We start from the raw sequence: 24176 nt of genomic DNA on the forward strand, positions 1-24176 counted from the left end.
AATTAGAGGCTGAACAAGAGCTCAAAAAGCTGTTTGCAGGATCAGACACAGAGCTCGTCGTTATTCGCCCACCTTTAGTTTATGCCGCTCATGCACCAGGTAACTTTGCTCGGTTACTCAAATTAGTTGCGAGCAATTTACCTTTACCTTTTGCAGACACAAACAATAAACGTAGCTTTGTTGCGCTTGAAAATTTGGTAGACTTTATTCAAACCTGTATCGAACATCCAAATGCAGCCAATCAAACATTTCTAGTCGCAGATCAAACTCCTATTTCTACACGTGAGCTAGTGCAATATTTAAAGCAGGGTATGGGAAAACCCGCACGTTTTATTTATATTCCGCAACCGCTTATGAAACTAGGCGCAGCATGTATTGGCAAATCCAAACTCTATGAGCAGTTGTTTGAGTCACTAGAGGTCGATACGATCAAAGCTCAGAAGTTGTTGGGTTGGACAGCGCCATTGAGTACCCAGCAAGCGATGCTGCAAGCGGGTCAAAATTATTTAAAAATGAAAGAGTAATTTACGTATGTCAATTTTTGCACTGAGCATCGTATTTTTTATACTGACATTACTATTCACAGGCTTCATGCGAGCTTACGCCCTCAAGAAAAATATAATAGACAACCCCAATGAACGTAGCTCCCACAGTGTACCTACGCCACGTGGAGGTGGTGTTGCGGTGGTGTGTAGCTACTTGTTGGCGCTGGCTGTGCTGATATACAGCCAACAAATGACCGTACATATTGGTTTAACCCTGATAGCAGCAGGCTTTGTCATCGCCTTACTTGGCTTTTTAGATGACCATGGGCACATTAATTCCATGTTGCGCTTAGCAGTACACTTTTTAGTGGCCATTGGCGTGGTGATCAGCTTGGGTGGCTTTAGCGAAGTTACGGCTTTTAATGGTCTGCAACTTGGCTTTCTCGCCAATATTATTGCAGTATTATTTTTGGTGTGGTTGCTCAATCTATACAACTTTATGGATGGCATTAACGGTATTGCCAGTGTCGAAGCCATTACTGATCCTAGACAAAATAATGGACAGCACGTCCCTCTAAAGATAACGTAACTTTAATCTTTGGAGATTCAAGAAATGGCTAAACGTTTTAGTCCAGAATTTAAACAGCAAGCGATTGATTATGCACTTTCAAACTCACACGAGTCTGTAGCTGCAATCGCCCAGAAATTAGGTGTGGGTTATTCAACATTAGATAAATGGATTCGTGAAACCAATCCGGCAGGTTCAAGCAAACGTCAACTTTCACCAGAACAACAGCGGATCGTGGAATTAGAGAAAGAAGTCAAACAGCTCAAGGAAGCCAATGACATCTTAAAAAAAGCGCATGTGTACTTTCTAACAGATCATGCCAAGAAAAGTACACGGTAATTCAAGATCTAGATATGAATGAAGTCACCGTATCTTCTGCCTGTAAATACCTAGGTGTCAGCACTTCAGGCTATTATGCCTGGCGAAAACGTCAAGCCAATACGGCACAGAAATATAATGACTTAAAAGCCGTATATTGGCAGCATCATGCACGATTGGGTGCACCTTCATTAGTACATGACATGCATGATTTAGGTTACAACATGAGCGAACGTACTATTGGAAGGATGCTAAAAAAGCTTGGTTTACGTAGCAGGATTGCGCGTAAATACAAGCATACGACTGATTCAACCCATCGTTTGCCTACAGCACCCAACTTGTTGGATCGCCAATTTACAGTTACTCAGCCTAATAAAGTCTGGACAACAGACATTACCTATATCCACACTAAAGAAGGTTGGTTGTATTTATGTGTGATGCTAGATTTATTTAGCCGTCGTATCGTGGGGTGGCAAACCAGCCATCGAATAGACCGCCAGTTGGTGTGTGATACGTTTAACTATGCAATGGCTCGTCAGGGTTATCCAACTGGTGTTATGGTTCATTCGGACCAAGGCTCACAGTACTGTAGTCGTGATTTTAGAGCGCTATTACTGAAAAATGATTGTACTCAGAGTATGTCTAGACGTGGAAACTGTTGGGATAATGCAGTGACTGAAAGCTTCTTTCATACATTAAAAGGTCATGTGGTACATGGCAGTGTGTTTTCGACTCGAAAAGAGGTGAATGCGGTCTTGTTTGATTATATTGAGATTTATTACAATCGGGTCAGAAGGCATTCTGCAAACGGCTGGTTAAGTCCAGAAGCCTTTGAACAGAAATATTTCAAGAATTTAGAGGGATCGATTGTCCACGATACTGTCTAGGATCACAAGTATCACAGTGGATATACTTGAAAAACATTTCCCATAAAAGTTTCAGCCCGGGAAAGTACCCTAAAAACTGGAGTTTTTCTCTGGTTTAAAGGGCACTGTTTTCAGGTTTTTTTGAGGAATTAAGCTTCGCCCTGGATCAGCTGGGTCAACTCATCGACATAGTCCTGCATCGGTCGTGGATTGCGGTCACGACGGCTTTCAATATTCAGACGTAATAAAGGTTCAGTATTGGATGCACGCACATTAAAACGCCAGGTGCCAAAGTCCAGACTGACACCATCGGTCTGGTCAATTGCAGGTTTTTGATAGGCATAATGATCAAAGAGTTTTTGAATCGTGGTTTGGGTATCCGCCACTTTAAAGTTGATCTCACCACTACACGGGAACTTGGCAATCATCTCTTCAACCAGCGAAGATAGAGATTGCTGTGTTTCAGACAGTACTGCAATCGCCAGTAGCCATGGAATCATGCCGCTATCACAGTAGGCAAAGTCACGGAAATAGTGATGGGCACTCATTTCTCCGCCATAAGCCGCATTATGTTCACGCATCACATCTTTAATAAAGGCATGGCCAGATTTCGACTGAACCGTAATCCCTTGGTATTGTTCCACGATATCCAGAGTATTCCAGACCAGACGCGGGTCATGCACAATTTTTTCACCCGATTGTTTTAGCAAGAAGGCTTGAGCCAAAAGACCAACAATATAATAGCCTTCAATAAACTGGCCTTTTTCATCGAACAGGAAGCAGCGGTCAAAGTCACCATCCCAGGCAATGCCCATGTCGGCAGCATGCTCAATCACGGCATCGCGAGTACTATCACGGTTTTCAACCAGAATCGGGTTGGGAATCCCATTCGGGAAGTTGCCATCAGCTTCATGATGAATTTTGATAAATTCAACCGGAATATTGAGCTCTTTAAATTTTACTTCGATTGCATCAATGACATGACCTGCTGCACCATTACCCGCATTCACCACCAGTTTCATCGGGCGAATTTTTGCTGGATCAATATAGGTCATCAGGTGCTCGATAAACTCGGGCAGGATATTGTATTTTTCGGTACGGCCTTTATTGCTGACTTCAATAAATTCCCCTGATTCTGCCAAAGCCTGAATCTCTTTGAGACCGGTATCCGCACTGATAGGACGGGCATTTTCTCTTACCAGCTTCATGCCATTATAGTCCATCGGATTATGGCTGGCTGTGACTTCAATCCCGCCTTGAACATCGAGATGAAATGCGCCGAAATAAACTTCTTCAGTGCCGGTCATCCCCAGATCCAGTACATTGACACCGGCATCATTCAAACCACGAATCGTGGCCTGTTTTAGGCCTTCACTACTGAGACGTATATCACAGCCAATCACTACAGTTTTCGGTTGATAAATCTGTCCATAAGCACGGCCAATTTTATAGGCGATATCTTCGTTGAGTTCTGTGCCGAGTTTGCCGCGAATATCATAGGCTTTAAAGCAAGTGAGTTTAGTCATGTGATCTCTCGAGATTCCTGAAAATAATTTCCAAGTTTAAGGTATTTAAATATATGGTAAGCATTTGCTGAACCTCACTTTTCCTTCTATATTTGGTTCTAGATAAATCCTGTCGCTTGAGGAGGGCTTTATTATACAAAGATTCAAAAGACAAAGCCTCACTAAATTGTCCAAATTTAAGTTACAATTTGGGTATAGGGTTCACCTAATTCAGTGAATTTTTTCAAGGTTTCGCACTCTTTTTTGTGGAATGATTGGGTATGTTTGTCGATCTGAAATTATTTGATGATATCCTATTGTGTCATAAGCTCCATCAGCATAAACAGAATACCTTTTTACATACCCAGTTGCACTTACAGTACCCTCATCTACACTTTTTCATTCTTTTCTAATTTCTGAAGTAATGCCTTAATAATTTTATCGAATCGTTCACCCCATCGTTCGAACTCATGACTTGATTCATTAAGTTCATTTAGATTTTTAGGATGATGTAGGGTTTTTGCCAAACCATAGTCTGCAAAATATTTTAAGGTCGGCCATCTTAGTGAACGCTGCATAATTTCTTTCATCATTGCTTTAATTGATCTCTCATCAAACTCATTCATATCATTTAAGCAGAGAACTAGGGTTGAAAGTTTTTTCACATTATCTGTGACATCTATTTCAAAGATTATGAAATTGTAATCGAATAGCTGATTCAACCTATATACCATCAGGGTGCGCTTATTTCCATCCGAAGTTATGTGGAGTTTCGATTTTTGTAATCTGGGAAGTTCATAGATTTTTGAGGTTGCCGTCGTAAAATTATTTTGCTCAACGAACTTTTCTATCATGAACCTGAAAGCTTCAAAACGGTCCATAAACAAATCTAAATTATTGCTTTCATCTTCTAATCCCTCAAATTCACCGCGACCAATTGTCCCAATGCTACTTGCTTCATCAGTCCCTATAGCATCATAGTCCTGAATCTCATCTTCCTCTGAAGGTAAGGATGCATTCTTGGATCTTTTTTTATTATAAATTTTACGGGTGAGAACTGGATCGGAAAAGCTGAGCAATACAGGAGAGCTAGGCAAAGTAAGGATTTTACGATCACTATTTGCCTCTTGACTGTCATCAATTTCTGGAGATTCGGGTTCTTGTCGGTTTGAGTAAGTACCTGATTTTCCTGTAGACGATGTATTTTTATTTTGAGTAAATCTCGGACTAGAAAAATCAATCTGCTTTGGTAAGTTCGATTCTAATCCTTTAATCTCTACAATTTCATTGATATAAATTTGATCCAATTTTTTAGAATAATAGGCTTTAACAGTTATTTCTACATTTGCTAAAGAAGGGGGATCAAAATTGAAATACCACCATTCTTTATTTTTACCTTTTATTTTTTCATTAAAAAAATGAGTAGCAATACTTTCATAGCTTCTTCTGATTTCAGGATTGATTAAAATCCAAGCGAGTAAGTTGCGCATGCCTGGATGATTATATTGAGATGGAGGGAAATTACTTGAGGATAGTTCGTTAATCAGTACATAGTTTTCTGAAACCGTTTGAACATCAAATTCCAGATTTAAAAAGTTCTGTGAAAGTGCATTTCTCGCAAAATAAGCATTATGAAAAAATAATGCTCTAGCCAGTTCTAATTGTGGCAAATGCACAATTGTATTTTTAAATTTTTGATCAAGGTCAGTTAATTTCTGTGTGAATTGGAATTGTTTTGTCGCAATATTATTGCTGACCTGCCATTCTGTGAGATCGTTAGTTTTAAATTTTAGTGTTAAATGATTTTCGTCTTTCAATTCAACTGAGGGATTTAAGCATCTCCGTTGCGCGACCAAGTGCATGCTTGAGAATCGAGTATGTTTAAAAACTCTTTGTTCCTCATACTCTAATCCAAGATTAATATTCCAAGCTATCCCTTGTTTATTCTTAAAAATTGCCCCAATAGATGAAATTCTAGCGTTTAACGGAAAACCTCTAATAACCAAAATTAATTCTCCCAATGAATAAGTTTAATAACGTTCGTTAAAAAATTATTTGCTTCAGTTTTTATTCTTTCTTCACTTAAACCCGATTTTCGTAAAATGATCCAGCGTTGAAGTTGTTCATTTGCTGAATATGATTGCAGTAATACTCGGGTTAGTCGCCTAATCTGAAAGCAGCTAATGTCCTCATTATATTGATCTAAAAACTGTTTAGTTAATGGCAAATTATCTAAATTTTTTTCAATAGTAGCTGGATTCCTAAGTTGCTTGATCCACCAGTTTCTCGATTTTCTAGGTAAATCCAAGTTTTCTATAAGTTGTTGTTTAATCTTGATTAATAGTTTAACGGTTTCAAGATCACGTGTACCCCAATCAATTTTATTTCCTGTCGGTATGTGAGGTTGCTGATAATGACTGTTTGTTTCAAGTAGCCATTCTTGATCATTGCGATAGAGCCATGCATATAGAGCACTATTTTGTTTTCTTGATGCATTGATGCTGTCTTGATTGATTGCCTCAAGCCATTTTTTTCGTTTTTCTAATATAATTGTATTTTGAGATTCTGTTATATCCGAGGATTGTAATTTTATAGATTGTGGTTTAATGACTGGTTGTAAAGAATTAACAGTTACTAAGATCTCATTAAATGACCACTCTCTACCGGCATTCATAGCTTCAATTACAATTAAATGTTGAAGATAGCTAAAACATTTACGATGTTTTCGGAAAATACTACGTAGCCAACTATTTTCAGAACTGAAATTGTCCAAATGATATTGTTTTAAAAACTGTTTAGACCAGCGGGTCGAAATTTTTTCATAAATGGATTCATATAAAATATGAGAGTTTCCTCGGACACAATTATTTTGATGGGCAAGTTTCTTATAAAAAAGACTCCATTGCTCAAAACTTGCAGACTGTTTTGGACAAAGCTGTAAAAGCTCATCTACTTTTTTACAGATGAACAGATCATCTAATTTGGCTGCTGACTGAGTGACAATCGGGCAGTTTTTAACATCAGCTGCAATAAATTCATGTTTGTGTGGTGACCTAAACTCTATATTCGTTTGTATAAGTTCACCATGTTTTTGACAGCAGGTAACACCTTGGACTTGCCAAAGTCTGGACCAATAGTATTCTTTATATTGTTTAAGCTGTTCATTTATACATCCCGGGCAATATTGCAAATATGTGGGAGTTGCTATGTACGATGCATTAATTCCTAGGGCTAAGTGTACTGAACCATTTGATTTATTCAGCATCCATAGCATGCATTCTTGTCTTCGCTCTTCTGGAACAAATGGAGCATAAAGAGGAAAAAGAGTATGCTGATAAATCAGTTTTTCTGCATCAAATTGTGTTTCAGGTAAAAGCTTTAAAATTTTTGATAAATGTGCGGGCAAATCTATTGTTGCTACAACTTCGCGATCTTGGAAAATCTCATCTAAAAGTTGTTTTGGGCTATTAATTGCTAATCGTATTCCAGCTCTAGCAACTGAACTATAGATTAACTCATTAGTATAAGGAACCGGAAAATTTAGCATATTTATCCTGCCTCTTTTATTAAAGTTTCCATATTGATGACATAATCAGTCTGGTTTTTTAGATGTTCATAAAAGCTTTGTTTATTTTCTTTCTGACTGAACTGAAAACGTAAATCATCATTATCAAGAGAGTGCCATAATTTGGGTTGAATTCTCTGTTTTCTTATCTTTTGTGTATCTTGTGGTTTATTTGCACTAGAAGGTAAAGAGAACTCCTCATTTTGCTCATGCAGCCAGCTTAGGATAATCGGCATTACTGATTTCATGTCAAATTTAGGATTCTCTCGGAATACTTTTTTAACTAGAGGTGCTAATAAATTTGATTCGTATCCCAGCTCAATCAGTAGGCGATGTAAATGAATAGATTCTTGATGTCCATCATAGATATCAATATCTTCCATGAACTCTTTTTTTTGCTCTAGCTTTACTTGTAAGAGGAGTAGCTTTTTATCAACTTCGGGAATAATCAGATCTGAAAATTGTGAAATTTGTTCGGCATCACCTGAGCGTAGCGCTTTAATCATTGGGTGAATTGGGATTAAATCTTGTTCATATGTCTGTTTCAGTAATTTGACCGTGATACGTTCCAGCCCTGACTCAATTGCTCTCATTTGGGCTAATACAAATAATTTAACCACAATATCTGGAATGCCTTGGCTGAGATCATACCAGCAGTTCCTGATTTCTTCACTTATGATAAGATCTGCTTTTTTGAGCCATTGATACTTCCAAAGTGCTTCAGTAAATCCGACCCATTCTGATTTAATGATTTTTTTTGTCTGTGGGTGAATAAATTTTTCTTCATTTTTAATCTGTTCCCACAGAATTGAGCCTAATCCCACTCCTCGTCTAGCAGATCTCAAATCATCTTCAAAAATAAATCGAGCTTTTGGTGTGCCAACCATCACGACTGGTAAGCCAACCACATTAACCAAAGTGACAAAGAAATTCAGCATTTTATCTGCACCTCCAGATTTGTTCACACTTAGATGCTGAATTTCATCAATAATAAGCAATCCAATTGCATGTAAATTGGCAATCTGGCGCATTAAGTTGAGTAATGTTTCAATACCATGTCTTTTTAATGCATATTTTCTTTCATAATCAGACCCTAGTGCTTGATCGATTGCTCTGAAAAAATGTAGGCACAAACTTTTTAAAGAGCCATCATGTGGGCAATCAATTTTTAAATAAACAATTTGGGTAAAATTATACTTTTCATGAAAAATGACCTGAGGATAAGTAGCGAGAATTCGATTTAATGTAGTAGTTTTGCCACTTCCTGAACAGCCAATAAAACACATACTTCGTGCAGTGGACTTAGCTGCTTCAAAGCGAATGGCATTTACATCACCAGTCATCATTCGCTCATAACCATTCTGTAGATGTGAATTAAGAGAGCCATTTGCAAGATTACGCCCCACGTAACCTTCACGAAGCATAATGGAGAGTTTTTGTTCAAGTTGAATATGCCGTGCAATCGGTTGAAAAAAATTATTCATCAACTGAGCAATAAGGTGACCTCTAACTACACCTGATTCATGTTTTTCTGATGGGTTAAGGGTAATTGTACTTTTTAGTGCATTTTTCACCTCTGAAAATTCACGTACAGGTGGTAATGCTTCTATAAGAGGATTTCCTTGATACTGCCCAAAACTTGGATGATAAACTGCATTAACTTTCATTTTTATTTACCTCCTTTTAATTATCATCTTCATCAAATAATGATTCGTAATAGGTTGGAATAAGTAAGGTGGATTCTTCGTCTTCTGCTTTTTTAATTCCTGAGATTGGAATAATATTGTCTGTAACCTTCGCATTTTGTGAGCTTTGGATTTGGGTAGATTTCTTTAAATCCTCCCTTTCTTCAGTTATTGCCTGATTACGGTTATTCCGTATCGATGAAAGACGTTGAGCATTACTTTTTTGAGTAGAAGGTCTTGAGGAAATTGCTTTTTCAATGATATCTTCATTGCGTTGTTCTAAATCAGCACGTGCAAGATTTGCATTTATTTTGTAGCGAGATCGTGTTATTTTTTGCTCAAGTTGAACTTGCCAGACCTCCCAAAAACTACAACCTCTAAATTCTCTAGAACGATTTGAAAGTTGTGCTTCCCAATAATCTGAATGGTCTTCAGAATGAAATATATAAACTTTTTCAGCGTTCGCTGGATCGTAAGCAACTTTAAATTTCGGCCTTTGTCTTGAAGCACTTTTCCTGTGGAGCAAGCCGCGTTCAATGAGTTCTTTACAATTATAGAAGACTCCGAAAACCTTTAATCCTAGCTCAGAGAGGGTGCCATCGGTGCGGGGAAGTAGTGCAATATAAATCGCTTTTTCTGATGCTGAGCGTAACTTACCTGTTCGATTCTGTATGCCCCAATTCCATAAATGAATAGGAATGCAGGGTAAATCTGTTGGCATATCAATGTCGCGATCATAAGAAGAAAGTTCATGTGTGTTGTTGTAAATGAGAACAGAATTTAAAATGATCTGGGTAAATTCCTTAACAGTGAGTGTTGCATCTAGTCGGTAGTCTTTACCACCACGCTTCTTTTCTTTGATTGCTTGAACTACACCAGGTGCATAAGGTTTAAATTCAGCCTGGATAGTGCGGAAATAGCGCTCTACAATTGACTTTAAATCACCACGATAGGCAGGTGTGTTTTCTATCCGGATGGCAAAGTTCTTTTCGAGATTTTCAATTTGATGTCCAAGTAATTCGGCTCTATCTGCCAAGATTGCCTCAGGTAATCCAATACATGGCCAATCCTTAAAAGTAGGGTCTGTTGACATTTACTGTTCATAATTAACCCTATAAAGGTAGCCATAAAAATATACAGGCTAAAGCAACAGAACTTTGATAATTTCTTTTGAGCTTGTCATATCGAGTAGCTATTCCTCTAAATTGCTTTAATCTACAAAACATATTTTCAACTAAATGCCTGATTTTATATAAATACCAGTCCATATGGTCATTGTTCGATTGGCTATTCGTTTTCTTTGGTATATTCGCTTTAGTTCCTGTTTTCCTGATCTGTTCACGCAGTGGTTCTGAATCATAGCCTTTATCTGCGCATACCACTTTTGTCTCTTTTAAATCTAATGTTGATATTAAATCAGGTGCAACTTTAACATCATGTGTGGTTCCATCGGTAATCATGAAATCAATAGGATTGCCATGTGCATCAACAATCAAATGTATTTTTGAGGAGTTTCCTCCTACACTTTTAGAAATAGATTGATTCGCTATGCCGGCAGAATGTTGATGAGCACGTACATGAGAGCCATCAATAAAAATCCACTCCATATCGGGGCATGAGGCTAGTAATTTGAATAATCTAAGTAACTTACCGCTGCTTGACCAACGATTAAAACGTTTGAAAATAGAGTTTGAATGACCAAAACAGGAAGGAATATCTCGCCACGGACAGCCTGTTCTAATTCTATAGAGAATAGCTTCAATAAAATTGCGTAAATTTGAGTTGTGGTGAATGGATAAATTACGCAGAATAACTTTCAACTTTTGCCAGTGTTGATCTGTCAGCATGGTACGAGGCATAGCGAATAGTAAAATTGGGTTTGGCGATTTGATTTTACTACTTCGCTATTTTTTTAAGCTAAAAGTGTCAACACACCCTAATCTCGTGATCAAATTTTTTACAATAATCGACCTTATCAGACATCGCCATACGAAGAACTAGCATACTCGTAACATAAGATGGATTCTCTAATCCCACGTACATGCCAGTAACCATACGGCTAAATTCATCCATCATAAAGTAAATGGTTGGACGTCCAATAATGCAGCCTCTATCTGAGTCAGAAACAAGATAGATGTCAGCTATCGTAGCATCTACTTGGTAACGAGATCCTGGTCCGAGAACATGTGTATTAACTGTTGAATATAAAACTCTTTTGTCTTTTAAATACTCAATTTTACTAGTTCGTGATTTTATTTTTAGAATAGGACTATATTCACGATCATAAAAGTATTTTAATTGCCAGATTGATGGGACTTCAGTTTCAATAATGTCTGGATATAGGCTTTGATATATACTAAGAAACTTACGATATGTGTAGGGTAGAGTATGCTTGTTTTCATTGAGCATGTACTGATTGATGACTCTCCTAAATAGTCTTTCAATATCTTCATCAATAAGAGCACCTGTCCCTTCAGAAATAATACGAGGGCGACCTAATTTTTTATTATTTACAGCCTTTTTAACACCTTTTCCTCCAGAATTATAATACTGAGGGATTAAGGCATTGGGGGTCATTCCTCTTTGCCAATACTGGCGAAGTAAGCGATAGATAGTCTGTTTAGTGGTAATCTTTTGATTTACAATTTCATTAATCAAAGAGGCACGTATGTTTGAATCATAAAATTTTTCATGTTCAATTATAGGTTTTATAATAGCTAAATTCTTGTCACGTTTGATTTGATAGACAGAGTTTTCTTCTAATACCATCAAAGACATGTCTTCAAAAGGATCTGTAGTAATTTTTATGTTGCCCGATTCAATTACCTCGATGAGTGTGGATCTTGTATACAATTCAGGTAAGGCTTTTTGATTTTCAAGTTCTATCCAAATTATATGATCTGTATATACTTTGAGGATGCGATACTTTTTCTCATCAAACTCATAAACATCATTGATTCGAAGCATTGCAGATGGCCTCCCATGAATCTTGTTCACTGAGTTTTATATTGCCACATGTGATTTTTCTATAACTAATGTTGATATCAAATACGAAGTACCTTTGAGCAATGAGCTCGCGGATTTCTAATAGTGATTCTCCTGGTTCTAATGAATATTGAACATCAATATATTTTGATAGTTCAATTAGACTCAGATGAGAATTTCTTATAAATTGCTGATAATAGAAGTTGATTTTATCTGTAGTGTGATTTTTACTTTCTGAGTAATTTGCAGGATATAACCATTTAATATTATCAACGACCGTAATAGGGATATCCTTTTCTGTAACAAGATACCAAGGGATATTTTCTTTCTGCCAATAGCGTCTTTCTAATTCGAGACTTTCAAGAATATTTAAATTTTCTAATTCAGTATGAGAAATAGCTCTGATGACATAAACAGGGGGAGCATTAGCAGCTTCACTGAGAATGAAAAATGTAGAAACTAGGGTTTGTGCAATACCATTTTTCATTGGATGATAAAGGGAAAAAGTACGCGCCAAATCCTCAGTTTCTTTTAAATTCAGTGGCATTTGTTCTCGAATATCTTTGATAAAAATATTTCTATCTAAAATCAAAAAAACAGCGAGCTCTAAATCTGAAAACAAGTGATGAGTTCGACCGGTTTTATAGCCATATACTCGACTTGAGCGGTTGTTTAGGGATTTATTATCCTTAACTGTCAAGAAGGGTTTGTAGGTATTTAGAAAGCCTTGACCACGTCCTTCTTTTATCCATTTTAGTTGTTGCTCTTTGGTTAACATATTTTTTTAACCTGCTTTAATATGTTTTTGAGCATATCATTAGGTTTTTTATTATTCAATATGGTATGTATCTTTATTACTTTTTATCTATAGTTTATATTTTTGTTTTTATATTTTTTAATTCAAATTATTAATATTTATAGTTTAATTATATTTATTTTTTGGCTTTTTAGTTTATTTTTAAATGTTTCATCTTATTGTGAGCAATTTAAAAAAATAAAGTTCCATTCTTTGCTTTTGAAAGTATGATTTTTAATCCCAGTGAAAACTCTAGAATAAAATGAGCCGCTATTGAGTTGTTTGGTAACCAAAAGATTAATTTTCCTAGGGTTTTTATTAATCAGTTTGAGAAAAAACTGACTTTTCCTCATTATTTTTTCATAAATAAATGTTATGCATGAATAGGTAATCAGTGGGGACGTATTAAGATCTTTTACCTCAACGAGCGTGTACTGTTGGAGTTGCCGTCAAAGATAACCGATTATTTGTTGAGATAGTGCTATCTCTCGGGTATTTCGTGGAGGCGCTTACCTTAGCACTTTGCACTTTTGTGGATTTTAGAGTCATACAGGCTTGGTGTATGACAGAGAACTTTTGAAGTATTATCCTATGATAGTGATACTGAATATGCCATGCGAGACTAAACAATTGTGAAGGCTCATCAACACCGTACCGGAAAAAAGATCAGGCGATCGATCGGGCGCAGTAAAAGTGGTTTAAGCATCAAAATTTATGCCCGTACTGATGCCTTAGATAATCCAGCAGGATTTTATCTCATTGCCGGGTAGGCTATGGCCTAAATGGAGCTGATGTGCTGCTGTGGACTTATTATTAGGTGTTTAATCCCGGCATTTGATGGATCGGATCAATCTTAAAAAGTTCAGGTTCATCTGTCCACTGTTTGCAGATGAATTCGTAGGGAGTCAGGCCCCTGAGTGGTTTGAGTCTGCGGCCGAAGTTGTATGCAGCAATAAAATCAGCAAGGTGAATGCATAGCTGAGTGTGATCGTCGTAATGGAACCGTTTGACAGTAGCTTCTTTAATCGTTCGGTTCATCCGCTCGACCTGTCCATTAGTCCATGGATGCTTGACCTTGGTAAGACGATGTTCAATGCCACATTCAGTACAAATCCGATCAAAGATGTGCTCAGAGGCGTAGCGATCACAGGTGCGGTTCGTGAACTGGATGCCGTTATCTGTTAGCACCGTATGGATTCTATAGGGCACAGCCTTAACCAGATTGCGCAGGAACTCCGCGGCTGCCATCTTACTGGCTTTAGTATGCAATTCAGTGAACGCGAACTTGGAAGTGCGATCAATGGCAACGAAGAGATAAAGTTTACCCTGTGCTGTTCGCATCTCAGCGATGTCGATATGAAAGTAACCAATGGGGTAGCTCTTGAAGCGCTTCCTGACAGGGCGATCACCTTGTACCTCAGGCAGTCGTGAAATATCATGCCGCTGCAAGCAGCGGTGTAACGACGAGCGTGTTCAGATAAGGAATACTCAGCTGCAATGCATAACGACAATCGTCTAGCGGCAACAAAGTGCGTTTTCGAAAAGCAACAATTGCCGCCTCATCTTCAGGTGATAACACGCTTGAGCGAGGATTCTTTGGTCCGGTTGTAAGATCATCTACTGAAGTACGTTTCTTCCATTTTGCGACGGTCTTTTGATTGATGCCGTAACGCTTGGCTAGCGTTCTTAAGCTCTCTTGACTATTTTGTATTGCTCGACGCACTGCCTGTGTCGTTGTGGCGCTGCTGTGTAGAACTTGTCCCATAGTGCTTCCTTCCATTTATCTGAGAATATTGCACCATTAAAATCTGGGACTAAACACCTAGGTCAGACTTGGTTCATGGATAAACTTACAATTTCCAGATTTGAGCTATTAATCCAATCCATAAGATAAATGGTCAAATCATGATGCCGTCAAAAAGTAACCCTGCTGATTAGTATGATTAATCTCTTTATAAAGTAAGACATTTAATCAAGAACTTTTTACCAAGCTTAAGCGGTATCGAGGTATTGCAAATTGCTGAATAAGTCTGCGACCTATTCTTGTTCGTAATCTACTAGTCAATCCTGTTGCTAGGGCGTGTCCTCATTTGAAAAATTGGTTTTAAATACTTAAAATCCTCCTTTAAGCTCTTTTGATTTCTATATTTTTTCAATGGCACGTACTCTTCTCACCGATGATATCTGGCAGCAAATTCAAGATACTATGCGATTACACGGTTGTTACTGTTCAAAGAATAGTAGAAATATCATGGAAGCGATCTTATGGAAACTGCGTACAGGCGCCACATGGCGTGATATTCCCCAAGAATTTTGTCCTTGGCAAACTGCTTACAATCGCTTTAATCGTTGGGCAAGCAAGGGATTGTGGGATAAATTTTTTTTAGATTACGAGGCGTCTTGGATCAAGAATGGGTATTCATTGACGGAAGTTACATACGCCTGCATCAACATGCAAGTGGAGCTCGGCATGGTTTCGAAAGAGCAATTGGACAATCACGTGGTGGACGAACAACAAAAATACATCTTGCAACCGACGCGAATGGATTACCGATTGATTTTAAAATCACTGGGGGTGACGTCCACGACAGTCAAGTTGCAAAACAACTGATTGATACGGTAGACGAGGCAACTTATCTCATTGCTGATAAGGGGTATGATGCTGAGTACATTAGAATATATGCCAAGAACAAGAATATGATTCCCATTATTCCATTGAGATCAAACAGTAAGAGATCGAATAAGGAATTTGATAAATATCTATATAAATTAAGACACTTAGTTGAAAATGCATTTTCGAGATTAAAACATTTCCGTGCTATTACAACTCGATTTGATAAACTGGCACGCAATTATAAATCTATGATTCGTATAGCCTGTATATTTATTTGGTGCAAAGCCAAATGAGGACACACCCTAGTAGGCCATTTAATTAAAATTAGGTATTTCACTCATTGGATATATTAATGTTAATGGATTTGATGTTAATGAAATAAAGCCAAAACGCTGATAAAATTCCATCGCTTTTTGATCCTTGGCATGTATTACAACAAAATTTACACCAATAATCTGAGCAACTTTTGAAACTTGTTTAAGCGCATGTGCTAAAAGCACTTTTCCTATTCCTCGCCCCTGAGCTGTTTGATCGACGGCAAAGCGACCTACAACTACACAAGGGAGTGGATAACGAGGTAATTGTTGAATGAGAACAGCATCAACCCTATCAAATCCTATAGAGGTACTTGATAGATAATAAAATCCTCGCACCTGCTGTGTATCATCATCAATAGCAACATAGGTTTTACTTGTTCCTGATTTCTGATGTTGGGATGCGTATTGTTTTATGAATTTATTTAAATCATCTTGCCCACAATTAAATGATTTTTTCTGATGATGGTCTTGTAAAACCTCAATTTTCATCCAATAAACTCATTAATTTTTTCATCTCATCATTTGTAGGGCGTGGATTTTCAAGCAAATTCATTAACATATCACGATCAGTATTATTTACTTTTAACTCGTGATTAGATTTAAGTAATTCTTTTGCTCGTTCAAATGAGGATTGGATCATAAAGGAACTCACACTAAGACCCAATAAATTCGCAGCTTGCTCAATTACATTCTTTGCATCTATAGTTGAACGAATATTTATTCGTTCTGTTGCTAAGTTAGCCATATTTTTCACTAATTTGTACATCAGTATGATGTACAAATTATAGCAGATTAAGGTAGTAGTTTAAGATTCAAATTTGCATATTTTGTTTTGAAATATTTGAATAGAAAATCAGTGGTTTAATATGAACCAAAATGAGTGGGAGGGTTTGAATAACAATAGGTGGTAGGTTTACATAAGAATACGCAAGGTATTCACACGCTATGACAAATTGGCTCAAAATTTCGCTGTCATCAATCTACATTGCCTAAATCATAATCTGGCTTAATTGATGGCATGCCTTTGTGCTTTAGTTGACTGTTCTTTGAGCAAGTAGCGTATGATGTGTTCCCATTTGATACAAACTTAATTATAAAAATACAAACATTAAATTCAAATTTTTTATTATCTTATTTTATTATTATATGGAAGTAACAAAGTTTCATCCTTCATTGCGAATAAGCATTTGTTTTTATTGGTATAAAATTTATATTATATTTATTAAAGTATCATACTGTAGGCTAGTCTATTCTAAGTATAATTCTATTAAAATAAAAAAAGTTTCATACCAAAATTCCAATATACTGAAAATAATGAATATATTTTCTTTATTTTAAAATTGGTATGAAACTTTATTACTAAGTATGATTTTTTATTACCTAGTATTTAACTTTTTTACTCAAAAACAACACCAGCCTCGATTCAATTTTAATTATTCTACAGTGACCGATTTTGCCAGGTTGCGTGGCTGATCGACATCCGTACCACGTAGAACTGCAACATGATAGGACAGCAGCTGTACAGGAATACTGTAGACAATCGGTGCCAGCACTGCATTGACTGCCGGAATATGTACCACATGCTGGCGTTCTTTGGCTTTAATACCGCTGTGCTCATCAGCAAACACAAATAGCTCGCCACCACGTGCCTGAACTTCTTCCATATTGGATTTAAGCTTGTCCAGCATGTCATCCTGTGGCGCCAGAATCACCACCGGCATGTCATTGTCGACCAGTGCTAATGGCCCGTGTTTCAGCTCACCTGCAGCATAACCTTCAGCATGAATATATGAAATTTCTTTCAGTTTGAGGGCACCTTCCAGAGCGATCGGGAAATGGGTACCACGGCCCAAAAACAGGCAATGCTGCTTCTCAACAAACAGTTCAGAGAGACGTAAAATTTCATCGTCATGACGCAAGGTATCCAGAATCACTTTAGGCGTATGCCAAAGTTCTGTGGTGATCTCCGTCATTTGTTCTGTAGAAATAGTATTTTTTACAGAACCGATTTTGAGTACCAACAGCATCAATGCAGCAAGCTGGGTAGTAAAAGCTTTGGTTGAAGCCACACCAATTTCAGGGCCTGCTAGTGTCAACAGACTATGCTGAGTTTCACGCACCATCGAAGAGGTCGCCACGTTACAGATGGTCATCGTGGTAATGTCCAGGCCTTTGGCAGTTGCACGTTTCTGTGTATCACGTAAGGCAGCTAAAGTATCAGCAGTTTCACCAGATTGGGAAATACACACATATAGCGTGTGATTCACAATCACCGGCGTGCGATAACGGAATTCGCTAGCAATCTCGACTTGGCAAGGTAGATCAATCAGCTGTTCAAACCAGTATTTGGCAATCATGCCGGCATGATAGCTGGTACCACAGGCAATAATCTGGATTTGCTGGATTTTTGAAAAGTCTTGTTCCGCACTGGCAAGGAAGTCTTCGCGCAGGTCATTGCCATTTAAGGCTTGGGAAATGGTCTGTTTAATCGCTTCAGGCTGCTCATAAATTTCTTTGAGCATATAGTGCTTGTATTCACCTTTAGACGCATTGCTGACCGCAGCATCCAGTTCCTTGACCGGACGATCCATCAGCTGACCATCGACAAAGACTTCAATGGTGGTGTGGGTCAAACGGGCAATATCACCTTCTTCCAGGTAGATAAAACGGTTAGTAATTGGAAGTAAGGCTAATTGATCTGAACTAATGAAGTTTTCACCAATCCCGACACCAATCACCAGTGGAGAACCTTCACGCACGGTAATCAGTTCATCCGGGTGGTCAGTATGTACGATGCCCAGTGCATAGGCACCTTTCAATTGCGGAACCACTTGGCGTACAGCTTCTAACAGGCTCGGGGTAGATTTCAGTGCATCATTGATCAGATGGGCAACCACTTCAGTATCAGTCTGTGAGGTAAACACATAGCCCAAAGCTTCAAGATCATCTTTGAGTTCCTGATAGTTTTCGATAATTCCGTTATGCACCACTGCCACATTTTCAGAAATATGCGGATGGGCATTTTCTTCAGTCGGTTTGCCATGGGTCGCCCAGCGTGTATGCGCAATGCCGAGTGAACCGCTAATCTGGGATTCATTCACCGCCTGTTCAAGGTTTGCGACCTTACCGACACGGCGTTCACGCAGGACCTGGCTATTATTAATCAGTGCCAAACCTGCTGAATCATAACCCCGGTATTCCAGGCGTTTTAAGCCTTCGATCAAAATATTGGTAATGCTACGTTCTGCAATGCCACCAACGATACCACACATATTTGTTCCCCTTATTTCTTGATTTTTTGCGGACGTGGATAGTTTTCTTTGGCAAATTGCTTAGAGCGCTCTACTGCCAAACAGTTGTCTTCCACATTACGGGTAATCGTTGAGCCTGCACCCACTGTGGCGCCATTGCCAATTTTCACAGGTGCCACTAATGAACTGTTCGAGCCAATAAAGGCCTGATCACCAATAATCGTTTTAAATTTATTTGCACCATCATAATTACAGGTAATGGTTCCTGCACCGATGTTTGCACCACTGCCAACTTCTGCATCACCCAGGTAGGTAAAGTGGTTGGCTTTAGAGCCTTGACCAATCGTGGTATTTTTAACTTCAACGAAGTTACCGATATGTACCTTAGCTGCGAGTTTTGCACCCGGACGGAGTCGTGCAAAAGGTCCAATTTGGGTATCTTCCCCAACGATGGCGCTATCGAAAATGCTATATGGCTGAACCTTGGTGCCAGCTGCAATCTTGGTATTCTTGATAATACAGCCGGCGCCAATTTCAACGTTGTCGCCCAGCTCGCAATCACCTTCGATAATCACATTGATATCAATACGGACATCCTGACCGACAGTTAAATTGCCACGCAGGTCAAAGCGGCTTGGATCAATCAAATGTACGCCTTGCTGCATCAGCTGTTTTGCTTGATAAGCCTGGAACTGACGCTCTAAAGCAGCCAACTGCACACGGTCATTTACCCCTTCAACTTCGAAAGCCTGCTCAGGTTCTACCGATGCAACTTGCATACCATCTGCCAAAGCCATCGCCACAATATCGGTCAGGTAATATTCACCCTGCGCATTGTCATTGCTTAAATTTGGCAGCCATTGATGCAACTTGGCATTGCTGACCGCATAAATACCGGTATTGATTTCCTTGATCTGACGTTGGACATCGTTGGCATCTTTATGTTCAATAATGGCCTGGATCTGACCCTGTTCACGCACAATACGGCCATAACCATTGGCATCCGGCAGGGTAAGGGTCACCAGACCAATACCGGTTTCTGCGGTGGCATCGAGTAATTTTTGCAAGGTCACAGGATTAATGCACGGTACATCGCCGGAAAGAATCAGCGATACGCCGTCGTGAGGCAGTACAGGCAAGGTCATCTGCACCGCATGACCGGTACCCAGCTGTTCAGCCTGTTCGACCCATTTAATATCCTGTTGTGCAAATGCTGTTTGAACCCGGTCACCACCATGACCATAAATGGTAATAATATTATCTGCGTTTAATTTTTTTGCCGTTTCAATGACATGACCCAGTAAAGGACGTCCTGCAAGGGGTTGTAATACTTTCGGTAAGCTTGAACGCATGCGCGTGCCTTTACCTGCAGCAAGAATAATAACAGTCGTTGACATGTTCTAATCCTAAATATGGCTTATGCCATGGTGAAGTAAAAATAAAGCAAAATACAAAGAGCTGCCCAAAGGCCGGCAATAATGTCATCCAGCATGATGCCGAAGCCACCGTCCACTTGACGGTCAATCACCCGGATCGGCCAGGGTTTCCAGATATCAAATAACCTGAACAGGGCAAAACCGGTGAATAACCATAACCAGTTCATCTGACCTAAGTAGATCAGGGGCAAAAATGTGATGGATTGTCCTGCAAACTCATCCCAGACGATGCGTCCATCATCATGTACGCCCATGACTCTAGCAGTATGCCCGCAGATATATATGCCAACCAGGGACATGATGGCAATGGCAAAAACACTGTTTAGAAAACCAAGATGCAGCCAAATGGGAATAAATAAAAGTGCAAAGGCCGACCCAAAGGTACCGGGTGCTTTAGGTGCCAGACCGGAACCAAAACCAACCCCACTAAAGACAATCAGTCGGTCGATCCATGACATGGCTTTAAAATTAATCGCAGGTTTATGCAAAATGTTGATACCCATTAAATTGAAGTGAATGATCTACGCCATCTTTTTCAAAAGTTAAGCCGTGCTGCGGCTGAATTTTTCCGATTATACTAATCGAAACATCAAGTTGTTTTTGCAATAATTTTTCGTAATTTTGCGGGCTTATTGTAAAGCATAATTCGTAATCGTCGCCACCAGCGAGGGCATATTGCCATTTTTGCTCATTGTTTAAGGCATGCAGGGTAGGACTGATCGGTAAGTTTTCGAGTTGCAGCTTTGCACCGACTTGAGAAGCTTTGAGAATATGTCCAAGATCTTGTGCCAAACCATCCGAGATATCAATCATGCTATGCGCCAGACCTTTTAGGGCGGCACCGAGCTGACAACGTGGCGTTGGATAGTCCAGACGTTTTTGTAGTGGATGACCAAGATGCTGTAGTGCAAAAGTTGCATCACCGACAGTTCCACTGACACAGATCAAATCACCCGGTTTTGCACCTGAGCGTGTAATGGCTTGACCAATGTCCACCCAGCCTAATGCAGTAACAGACAGGGTTAAATGAGGACTTTGAGTGGTATCACCACCGATTAAGTTCACGCCAAATTGATCACAGCAATCGTACAGACCCTGACTAAAAGCTTTTAGCCAGTCATGATCAATTTGGGGTAGGCTCAATGCGAGTAAAATACTGTGCGGGGTTGCGCCCATCGCGGCAATATCAGATAAATTGACAGCCACAGATTTCCAGCCAATCGCATGCGGATCGGTGTCTATTGGAAAATGGCGTCCAGCAACCAGGGTGTCGGCACAGATGACCAGTTGTTGCTGTAAAGGGGGGGTGAGCAAGGCTGAATCGTCACCGACGCCCAGATCGACAGAATGGGCATTCTTGCGATTGAAATAGGTGTCGATAATCGAAAATTCAGCCATACAACAAATCTACGCTATTAGTTAGATTGCTGTTTTTCTGCTGCACGCAAAGTTGTCGCTAAACGATCCAATACACCATTGATGTATTTATGGCTGTCGGCACCGCCAAAATGTTTAGCCAGCTCGATCGCTTCATCTAGAACCACGCGATATGGAATCTCAAGATGTTCTTTGAGTTCATATGCACCAAGGCGAAGGGTCGCAAGTTCAACACCGTCAAGTGCTGAAAGTTCGCGATCGAGTACCGGGATTAAGAGCGCATCCAATGCTTCATGATTGGCAACCACTTGAGTCAACAATTCATGATAATAGCTCAGATCCACTTTGTGCATGGCATTTTCCACACGCGTACGTGCTTCAATCTCATGCACCGGATTGTGGCTCATTTGCCATTCATAAATTCCTTGTACAGCAAAGCGACGTGCTTTACGTTTTGCTGCATAAGTTGCTTGAAGTGTTTGCGACATAGCGTTAAATAGCCTTTAACAAGTTAACCATTTCAATCGCAGTCAGGGCAGCTTCGCTACCTTTATTGCCTGCTTTTGTTCCAGAGCGTTCAATCGCTTGTTCAATACTGTCCGTAGTGAGTACACCGTTAATGACAGGTAAGCCAGTGTCCAGGCCAACCACGCCTAAACCTTTGGCACATTCGCCTGCAACGAAATCGAAGTGAGGCGTGCTACCACGAATCACGGCGCCAAGCGCGATGATGGCATCGAAACGATCTGAAGCTGCCAGTTTTTTCGCAACGACAGGAAGTTCCCAGGCACCAGGTGCATGAACAACAGTGATATTATCCTCTGATACACCATGACGTTTCAATGTATCAATGGCACCTTCTAACAGATGTTCAACCACAAAGCTGTTAAAACGACCAACTAAAATCGCATAACGGTCTTCGTTCGCGAGATGTAACATACCTTCAATACGGCGAACTGCCATAACAACCTCGATAATTTCTTAAGATGTTTGTTGTGCGGTGATGTATTCCACCACTTCTAAGTTAAAGCCTGACAGGGCATTGAAACGCAATGGAGAGCTGAGCAGCTTCATTTTTTCAACGCCTAGATCACGCAAAATTTGTGCACCCACACCAATGGTCTGATACTGCTGAGACAGTGCAGAATTTGATTTTACATTTTTTGGTGCTTTAAGGGTATCTAATGCTGGACCCAAATCCTGTAAATGGCGTTGACCAATCCAGACCAGTACACCACGATCACTGTTGGAAATTTCTTTCAGGGCGCGATCCAGGTTCCAGGCCGGCTCGCCATCCTGTTTTTTCAGTTTGAGCAAGTCGCGGGTCGGGTTAAAACCATGTACACGCACCGTGGTCACGCCCTCTTTAGGCTCACCTTTGACCAAGGCCAGATGGATATCCGGATTGCCCAGTTCACGATAGCGGTACAGGTCAAAGCTGCCGTATTCAGTCTCAATACTTTGCTGATCGATACGCTCAACCGTCTGTTCATTGGTCATGCGGTAATGAATCAGATCGGCGATCGTCCCGATTTTCAGGCCATGCTTTTCAGCAAACACTTCCAGATCCGGACGGCGCGCCATCGTGCCATCTTCATTGATGATTTCACAAATCACAGAAGCCGGTTCCAGTCCTGCCAAACGGGAAAGATCACAACCTGCCTCAGTATGTCCGGCACGGTGCAATACACCACCTGGTTGCGCCATCAGCGGGAAGATATGTCCTGGCTGTACAATATCTGCCGGTTTGGCATGAGCAGCCACAGCAGTTTGAATTGTGTGCGCACGTTCAGCCGGAGAAATGCCGGTAGAAATGCCTTCAGCCGCTTCAATCGACAGGGTGAAATTGGTCCCGTGCTGGGCGCCGTTGGCATCCACCATCAACGGCAGATTCAACTGCTGGCAACGCTCTTTACTTAGAGTCAGGCAGACCAGACCACGTGCATGGGTGATCATGAAGTTGATGTCTTCAGGACGTACGTGTGTGGCAGCAATCACCAAATCGCCTTCATTTTCACGGTCTTCATCATCCATCAGGATGACCATTTTTCCTGCACGGATATCTGCTACAAGCTCTTCAACAGTATTGAGCGGCATCAACCTTCACCTTCTTTTTTGATCTTGATCAGACCGAATCATGACATTATTGGGTACATAGTCTAACGCTTTTTGCGCAATTTTGCCTATGCTTATTGCTTTCCCTCTAGTAGTTCATTGTTATACACAGTCTTGATAAACATGAAAAGCCGACTTTAAATGAAAGCCTGAGCTTTATGCAGGTTTTTTGAGCAATTAAAAAGCATAAAAAATGAGAAACTTAGGTGAAATCAACATAAGCCCAGACATTAAGGCGTTTTCAGAAAGTATTTTAATTTATTGTCAGTCATTCAATGGAATTCTGGACGAAC

General features: G+C 39.7%; 18 protein-coding genes and 4 pseudogenes. 4 read left to right on the forward strand and 18 right to left on the reverse strand.

The genetic code is table 11. The features are described 5' to 3' along the window. The 3 genes and pseudogenes from F891_RS15970 to F891_RS15985 all read left to right on the forward strand — a co-directional run. A pseudogene (locus F891_RS15970) lies at nucleotides 1-524 on the forward strand (NAD-dependent epimerase); the annotation flags it as partial. A 7-nt stretch (nucleotides 525-531) separates the two neighbouring features. Then, nucleotides 532-1026: pseudogene (locus F891_RS15975) on the forward strand (glycosyl transferase); the annotation flags it as partial. 72 nt (nucleotides 1027-1098) lie between these two features. Beyond that, nucleotides 1099-2258 (forward strand): IS3 family transposase gene (locus F891_RS15985; protein ID WP_155756707.1). Its coding sequence is split into 2 segments (ribosomal slippage): nucleotides 1099-1333 and nucleotides 1333-2258, totalling 1161 coding nucleotides; the frame shifts between segments, so codons are not numbered across the junction. 128 nt (nucleotides 2259-2386) lie between these two features. Here the strand turns inward: F891_RS15985 and F891_RS15990 are convergent. From F891_RS15990 to F891_RS17735, 9 genes and pseudogenes are all read right to left on the reverse strand, one after another. Next, a complete protein-coding gene (locus tag F891_RS15990) occupies nucleotides 2387-3763 on the reverse strand; it encodes a phosphohexomutase domain-containing protein (protein ID WP_005264568.1) in 1377 nt (458 codons plus the stop codon). Between the two features lie 368 nt (nucleotides 3764-4131). Continuing rightward, complete coding sequence (locus F891_RS15995) at nucleotides 4132-5748, reverse strand: Tn7-like element transposition protein TnsE (protein WP_005264571.1); 1617 nt, start codon at nucleotides 5746-5748, stop codon at nucleotides 4132-4134. Nucleotides 5749-5750: 2 nt separating this feature from the next. Further along, nucleotides 5751-7289 (reverse strand): TnsD family Tn7-like transposition protein, encoded by a 1539-nt coding sequence (locus F891_RS16000; protein ID WP_005264573.1) that lies wholly within the window; start codon nucleotides 7287-7289, stop codon nucleotides 5751-5753. A gap of 2 nt (nucleotides 7290-7291) precedes the next feature. Beyond that, entirely contained in the window at nucleotides 7292-8974 is a 1683-nt protein-coding gene (locus F891_RS16005) for an AAA family ATPase (protein ID WP_005249555.1), read from the reverse strand. A 16-nt stretch (nucleotides 8975-8990) separates the two neighbouring features. Next, nucleotides 8991-10070 (reverse strand): annotated as a pseudogene (locus F891_RS16010) (Mu transposase C-terminal domain-containing protein); the annotation flags it as partial. A 34-nt stretch (nucleotides 10071-10104) separates the two neighbouring features. Further along, nucleotides 10105-10851 carry an IS5-like element ISAba31 family transposase gene (locus F891_RS16015; RefSeq protein WP_005262957.1) on the reverse strand — a complete coding sequence of 249 codons (747 nt, stop codon included), beginning with the start codon at nucleotides 10849-10851 and terminating at the stop codon, nucleotides 10105-10107. A 67-nt stretch (nucleotides 10852-10918) separates the two neighbouring features. After that, nucleotides 10919-11959 (reverse strand): hypothetical protein, encoded by a 1041-nt coding sequence (locus F891_RS16020; protein WP_005264583.1) that lies wholly within the window; start codon nucleotides 11957-11959, stop codon nucleotides 10919-10921. Continuing rightward, complete coding sequence (locus tag F891_RS16025; protein WP_004280916.1) at nucleotides 11943-12755, reverse strand: heteromeric transposase endonuclease subunit TnsA; 813 nt, start codon at nucleotides 12753-12755, stop codon at nucleotides 11943-11945. Before F891_RS16025 ends, F891_RS16020 begins: the two co-directional genes overlap by 17 nt. Before the next feature lie 831 nt (nucleotides 12756-13586). Further along, nucleotides 13587-14538: pseudogene (locus F891_RS17735) on the reverse strand (IS481 family transposase). A 390-nt stretch (nucleotides 14539-14928) separates the two neighbouring features. Here F891_RS17735 and F891_RS17740 point away from each other — a divergent pair. Beyond that, nucleotides 14929-15680 (forward strand): IS5 family transposase gene (locus tag F891_RS17740; RefSeq protein WP_415867438.1). Its coding sequence is split into 2 segments (ribosomal slippage): nucleotides 14929-15163 and nucleotides 15163-15680, totalling 753 coding nucleotides; the frame shifts between segments, so codons are not numbered across the junction. Between the two features lie 21 nt (nucleotides 15681-15701). On the opposite strand, the gene F891_RS16045 is transcribed toward F891_RS17740, so the two are convergent. From F891_RS16045 to ribBA, 9 genes are all read right to left on the reverse strand, one after another. Then, entirely contained in the window at nucleotides 15702-16193 is a 492-nt protein-coding gene (locus F891_RS16045) for a GNAT family N-acetyltransferase (protein WP_004280918.1), read from the reverse strand. Beyond that, nucleotides 16183-16449 (reverse strand): type II toxin-antitoxin system TacA family antitoxin, encoded by a 267-nt coding sequence (locus tag F891_RS16050; protein ID WP_034439862.1) that lies wholly within the window; start codon nucleotides 16447-16449, stop codon nucleotides 16183-16185. The genes F891_RS16045 and F891_RS16050 overlap by 11 nt, the downstream gene beginning before the upstream one ends. 688 nt (nucleotides 16450-17137) lie before the next feature. Next, a complete protein-coding gene (gene glmS, locus F891_RS16055; RefSeq protein WP_005264593.1) occupies nucleotides 17138-18976 on the reverse strand; it encodes a glutamine--fructose-6-phosphate transaminase (isomerizing) in 1839 nt (612 codons plus the stop codon). 11 nt (nucleotides 18977-18987) lie between these two features. Beyond that, nucleotides 18988-20352, reverse strand: a complete 1365-nt coding sequence (gene glmU / locus F891_RS16060; protein ID WP_005264595.1) for a bifunctional UDP-N-acetylglucosamine diphosphorylase/glucosamine-1-phosphate N-acetyltransferase GlmU — start codon at nucleotides 20350-20352, stop codon at nucleotides 18988-18990. 20 nt (nucleotides 20353-20372) lie between these two features. Beyond that, the gene (locus F891_RS16065) at nucleotides 20373-20894 is read right to left on the reverse strand and encodes a phosphatidylglycerophosphatase A family protein (RefSeq protein WP_005264597.1); all 522 of its coding nucleotides are present in this window, start codon (nucleotides 20892-20894) and stop codon (nucleotides 20373-20375) included. Next, nucleotides 20872-21789, reverse strand: a complete 918-nt coding sequence (gene thiL, locus F891_RS16070) for a thiamine-phosphate kinase (protein ID WP_005264601.1) — start codon at nucleotides 21787-21789, stop codon at nucleotides 20872-20874. The genes F891_RS16065 and thiL overlap by 23 nt, the downstream gene beginning before the upstream one ends. 17 nt (nucleotides 21790-21806) lie before the next feature. After that, nucleotides 21807-22256 carry a transcription antitermination factor NusB gene (gene nusB / locus F891_RS16075; RefSeq protein ID WP_004280924.1) on the reverse strand — a complete coding sequence of 150 codons (450 nt, stop codon included), beginning with the start codon at nucleotides 22254-22256 and terminating at the stop codon, nucleotides 21807-21809. A 4-nt stretch (nucleotides 22257-22260) separates the two neighbouring features. Beyond that, the gene (gene ribE / locus F891_RS16080) at nucleotides 22261-22731 is read right to left on the reverse strand and encodes a 6,7-dimethyl-8-ribityllumazine synthase (protein WP_004280926.1); all 471 of its coding nucleotides are present in this window, start codon (nucleotides 22729-22731) and stop codon (nucleotides 22261-22263) included. An 18-nt stretch (nucleotides 22732-22749) separates the two neighbouring features. Further along, nucleotides 22750-23865, reverse strand: a complete 1116-nt coding sequence (ribBA, locus tag F891_RS16085) for a bifunctional 3,4-dihydroxy-2-butanone-4-phosphate synthase/GTP cyclohydrolase II (protein WP_004280927.1) — start codon at nucleotides 23863-23865, stop codon at nucleotides 22750-22752. Nucleotides 23866-24176: the final 311 nt, after the last annotated feature.

Origin of the sequence: Acinetobacter sp. CIP 101966 (assembly GCF_000369725.1) — a bacterium.
Lineage (GTDB): Bacteria > Pseudomonadota > Gammaproteobacteria > Pseudomonadales > Moraxellaceae > Acinetobacter > Acinetobacter lwoffii_Q.

Coding starts and splice junctions, on each gene's coding strand:
- F891_RS15990 (WP_005264568.1), bottom strand. CDS start 3,763: ATGACTAAACTCACTTGCTTTAAAGCCTATGATATTCGCGGCAAACTC.
- F891_RS16000 (WP_005264573.1), bottom strand. CDS start 7,289: ATGCTAAATTTTCCGGTTCCTTATACTAATGAGTTAATCTATAGTTCA.
- F891_RS16005 (WP_005249555.1), bottom strand. CDS start 8,974: ATGAAAGTTAATGCAGTTTATCATCCAAGTTTTGGGCAGTATCAAGGA.
- F891_RS16015 (WP_005262957.1), bottom strand. CDS start 10,851: ATGCCTCGTACCATGCTGACAGATCAACACTGGCAAAAGTTGAAAGTT.
- F891_RS16020 (WP_005264583.1), bottom strand. CDS start 11,959: ATGCTTCGAATCAATGATGTTTATGAGTTTGATGAGAAAAAGTATCGC.
- F891_RS16025 (WP_004280916.1), bottom strand. CDS start 12,755: ATGTTAACCAAAGAGCAACAACTAAAATGGATAAAAGAAGGACGTGGT.
- F891_RS16045 (WP_004280918.1), bottom strand. CDS start 16,193: ATGAAAATTGAGGTTTTACAAGACCATCATCAGAAAAAATCATTTAAT.
- F891_RS16050 (WP_034439862.1), bottom strand. CDS start 16,449: ATGGCTAACTTAGCAACAGAACGAATAAATATTCGTTCAACTATAGAT.
- glmS (WP_005264593.1), bottom strand. CDS start 18,976: ATGTGTGGTATCGTTGGTGGCATTGCAGAACGTAGCATTACCAATATT.
- glmU (WP_005264595.1), bottom strand. CDS start 20,352: ATGTCAACGACTGTTATTATTCTTGCTGCAGGTAAAGGCACGCGCATG.
- F891_RS16065 (WP_005264597.1), bottom strand. CDS start 20,894: ATGGGTATCAACATTTTGCATAAACCTGCGATTAATTTTAAAGCCATG.
- thiL (WP_005264601.1), bottom strand. CDS start 21,789: ATGGCTGAATTTTCGATTATCGACACCTATTTCAATCGCAAGAATGCC.
- nusB (WP_004280924.1), bottom strand. CDS start 22,256: ATGTCGCAAACACTTCAAGCAACTTATGCAGCAAAACGTAAAGCACGT.
- ribE (WP_004280926.1), bottom strand. CDS start 22,731: ATGGCAGTTCGCCGTATTGAAGGTATGTTACATCTCGCGAACGAAGAC.
- ribBA (WP_004280927.1), bottom strand. CDS start 23,865: ATGCCGCTCAATACTGTTGAAGAGCTTGTAGCAGATATCCGTGCAGGA.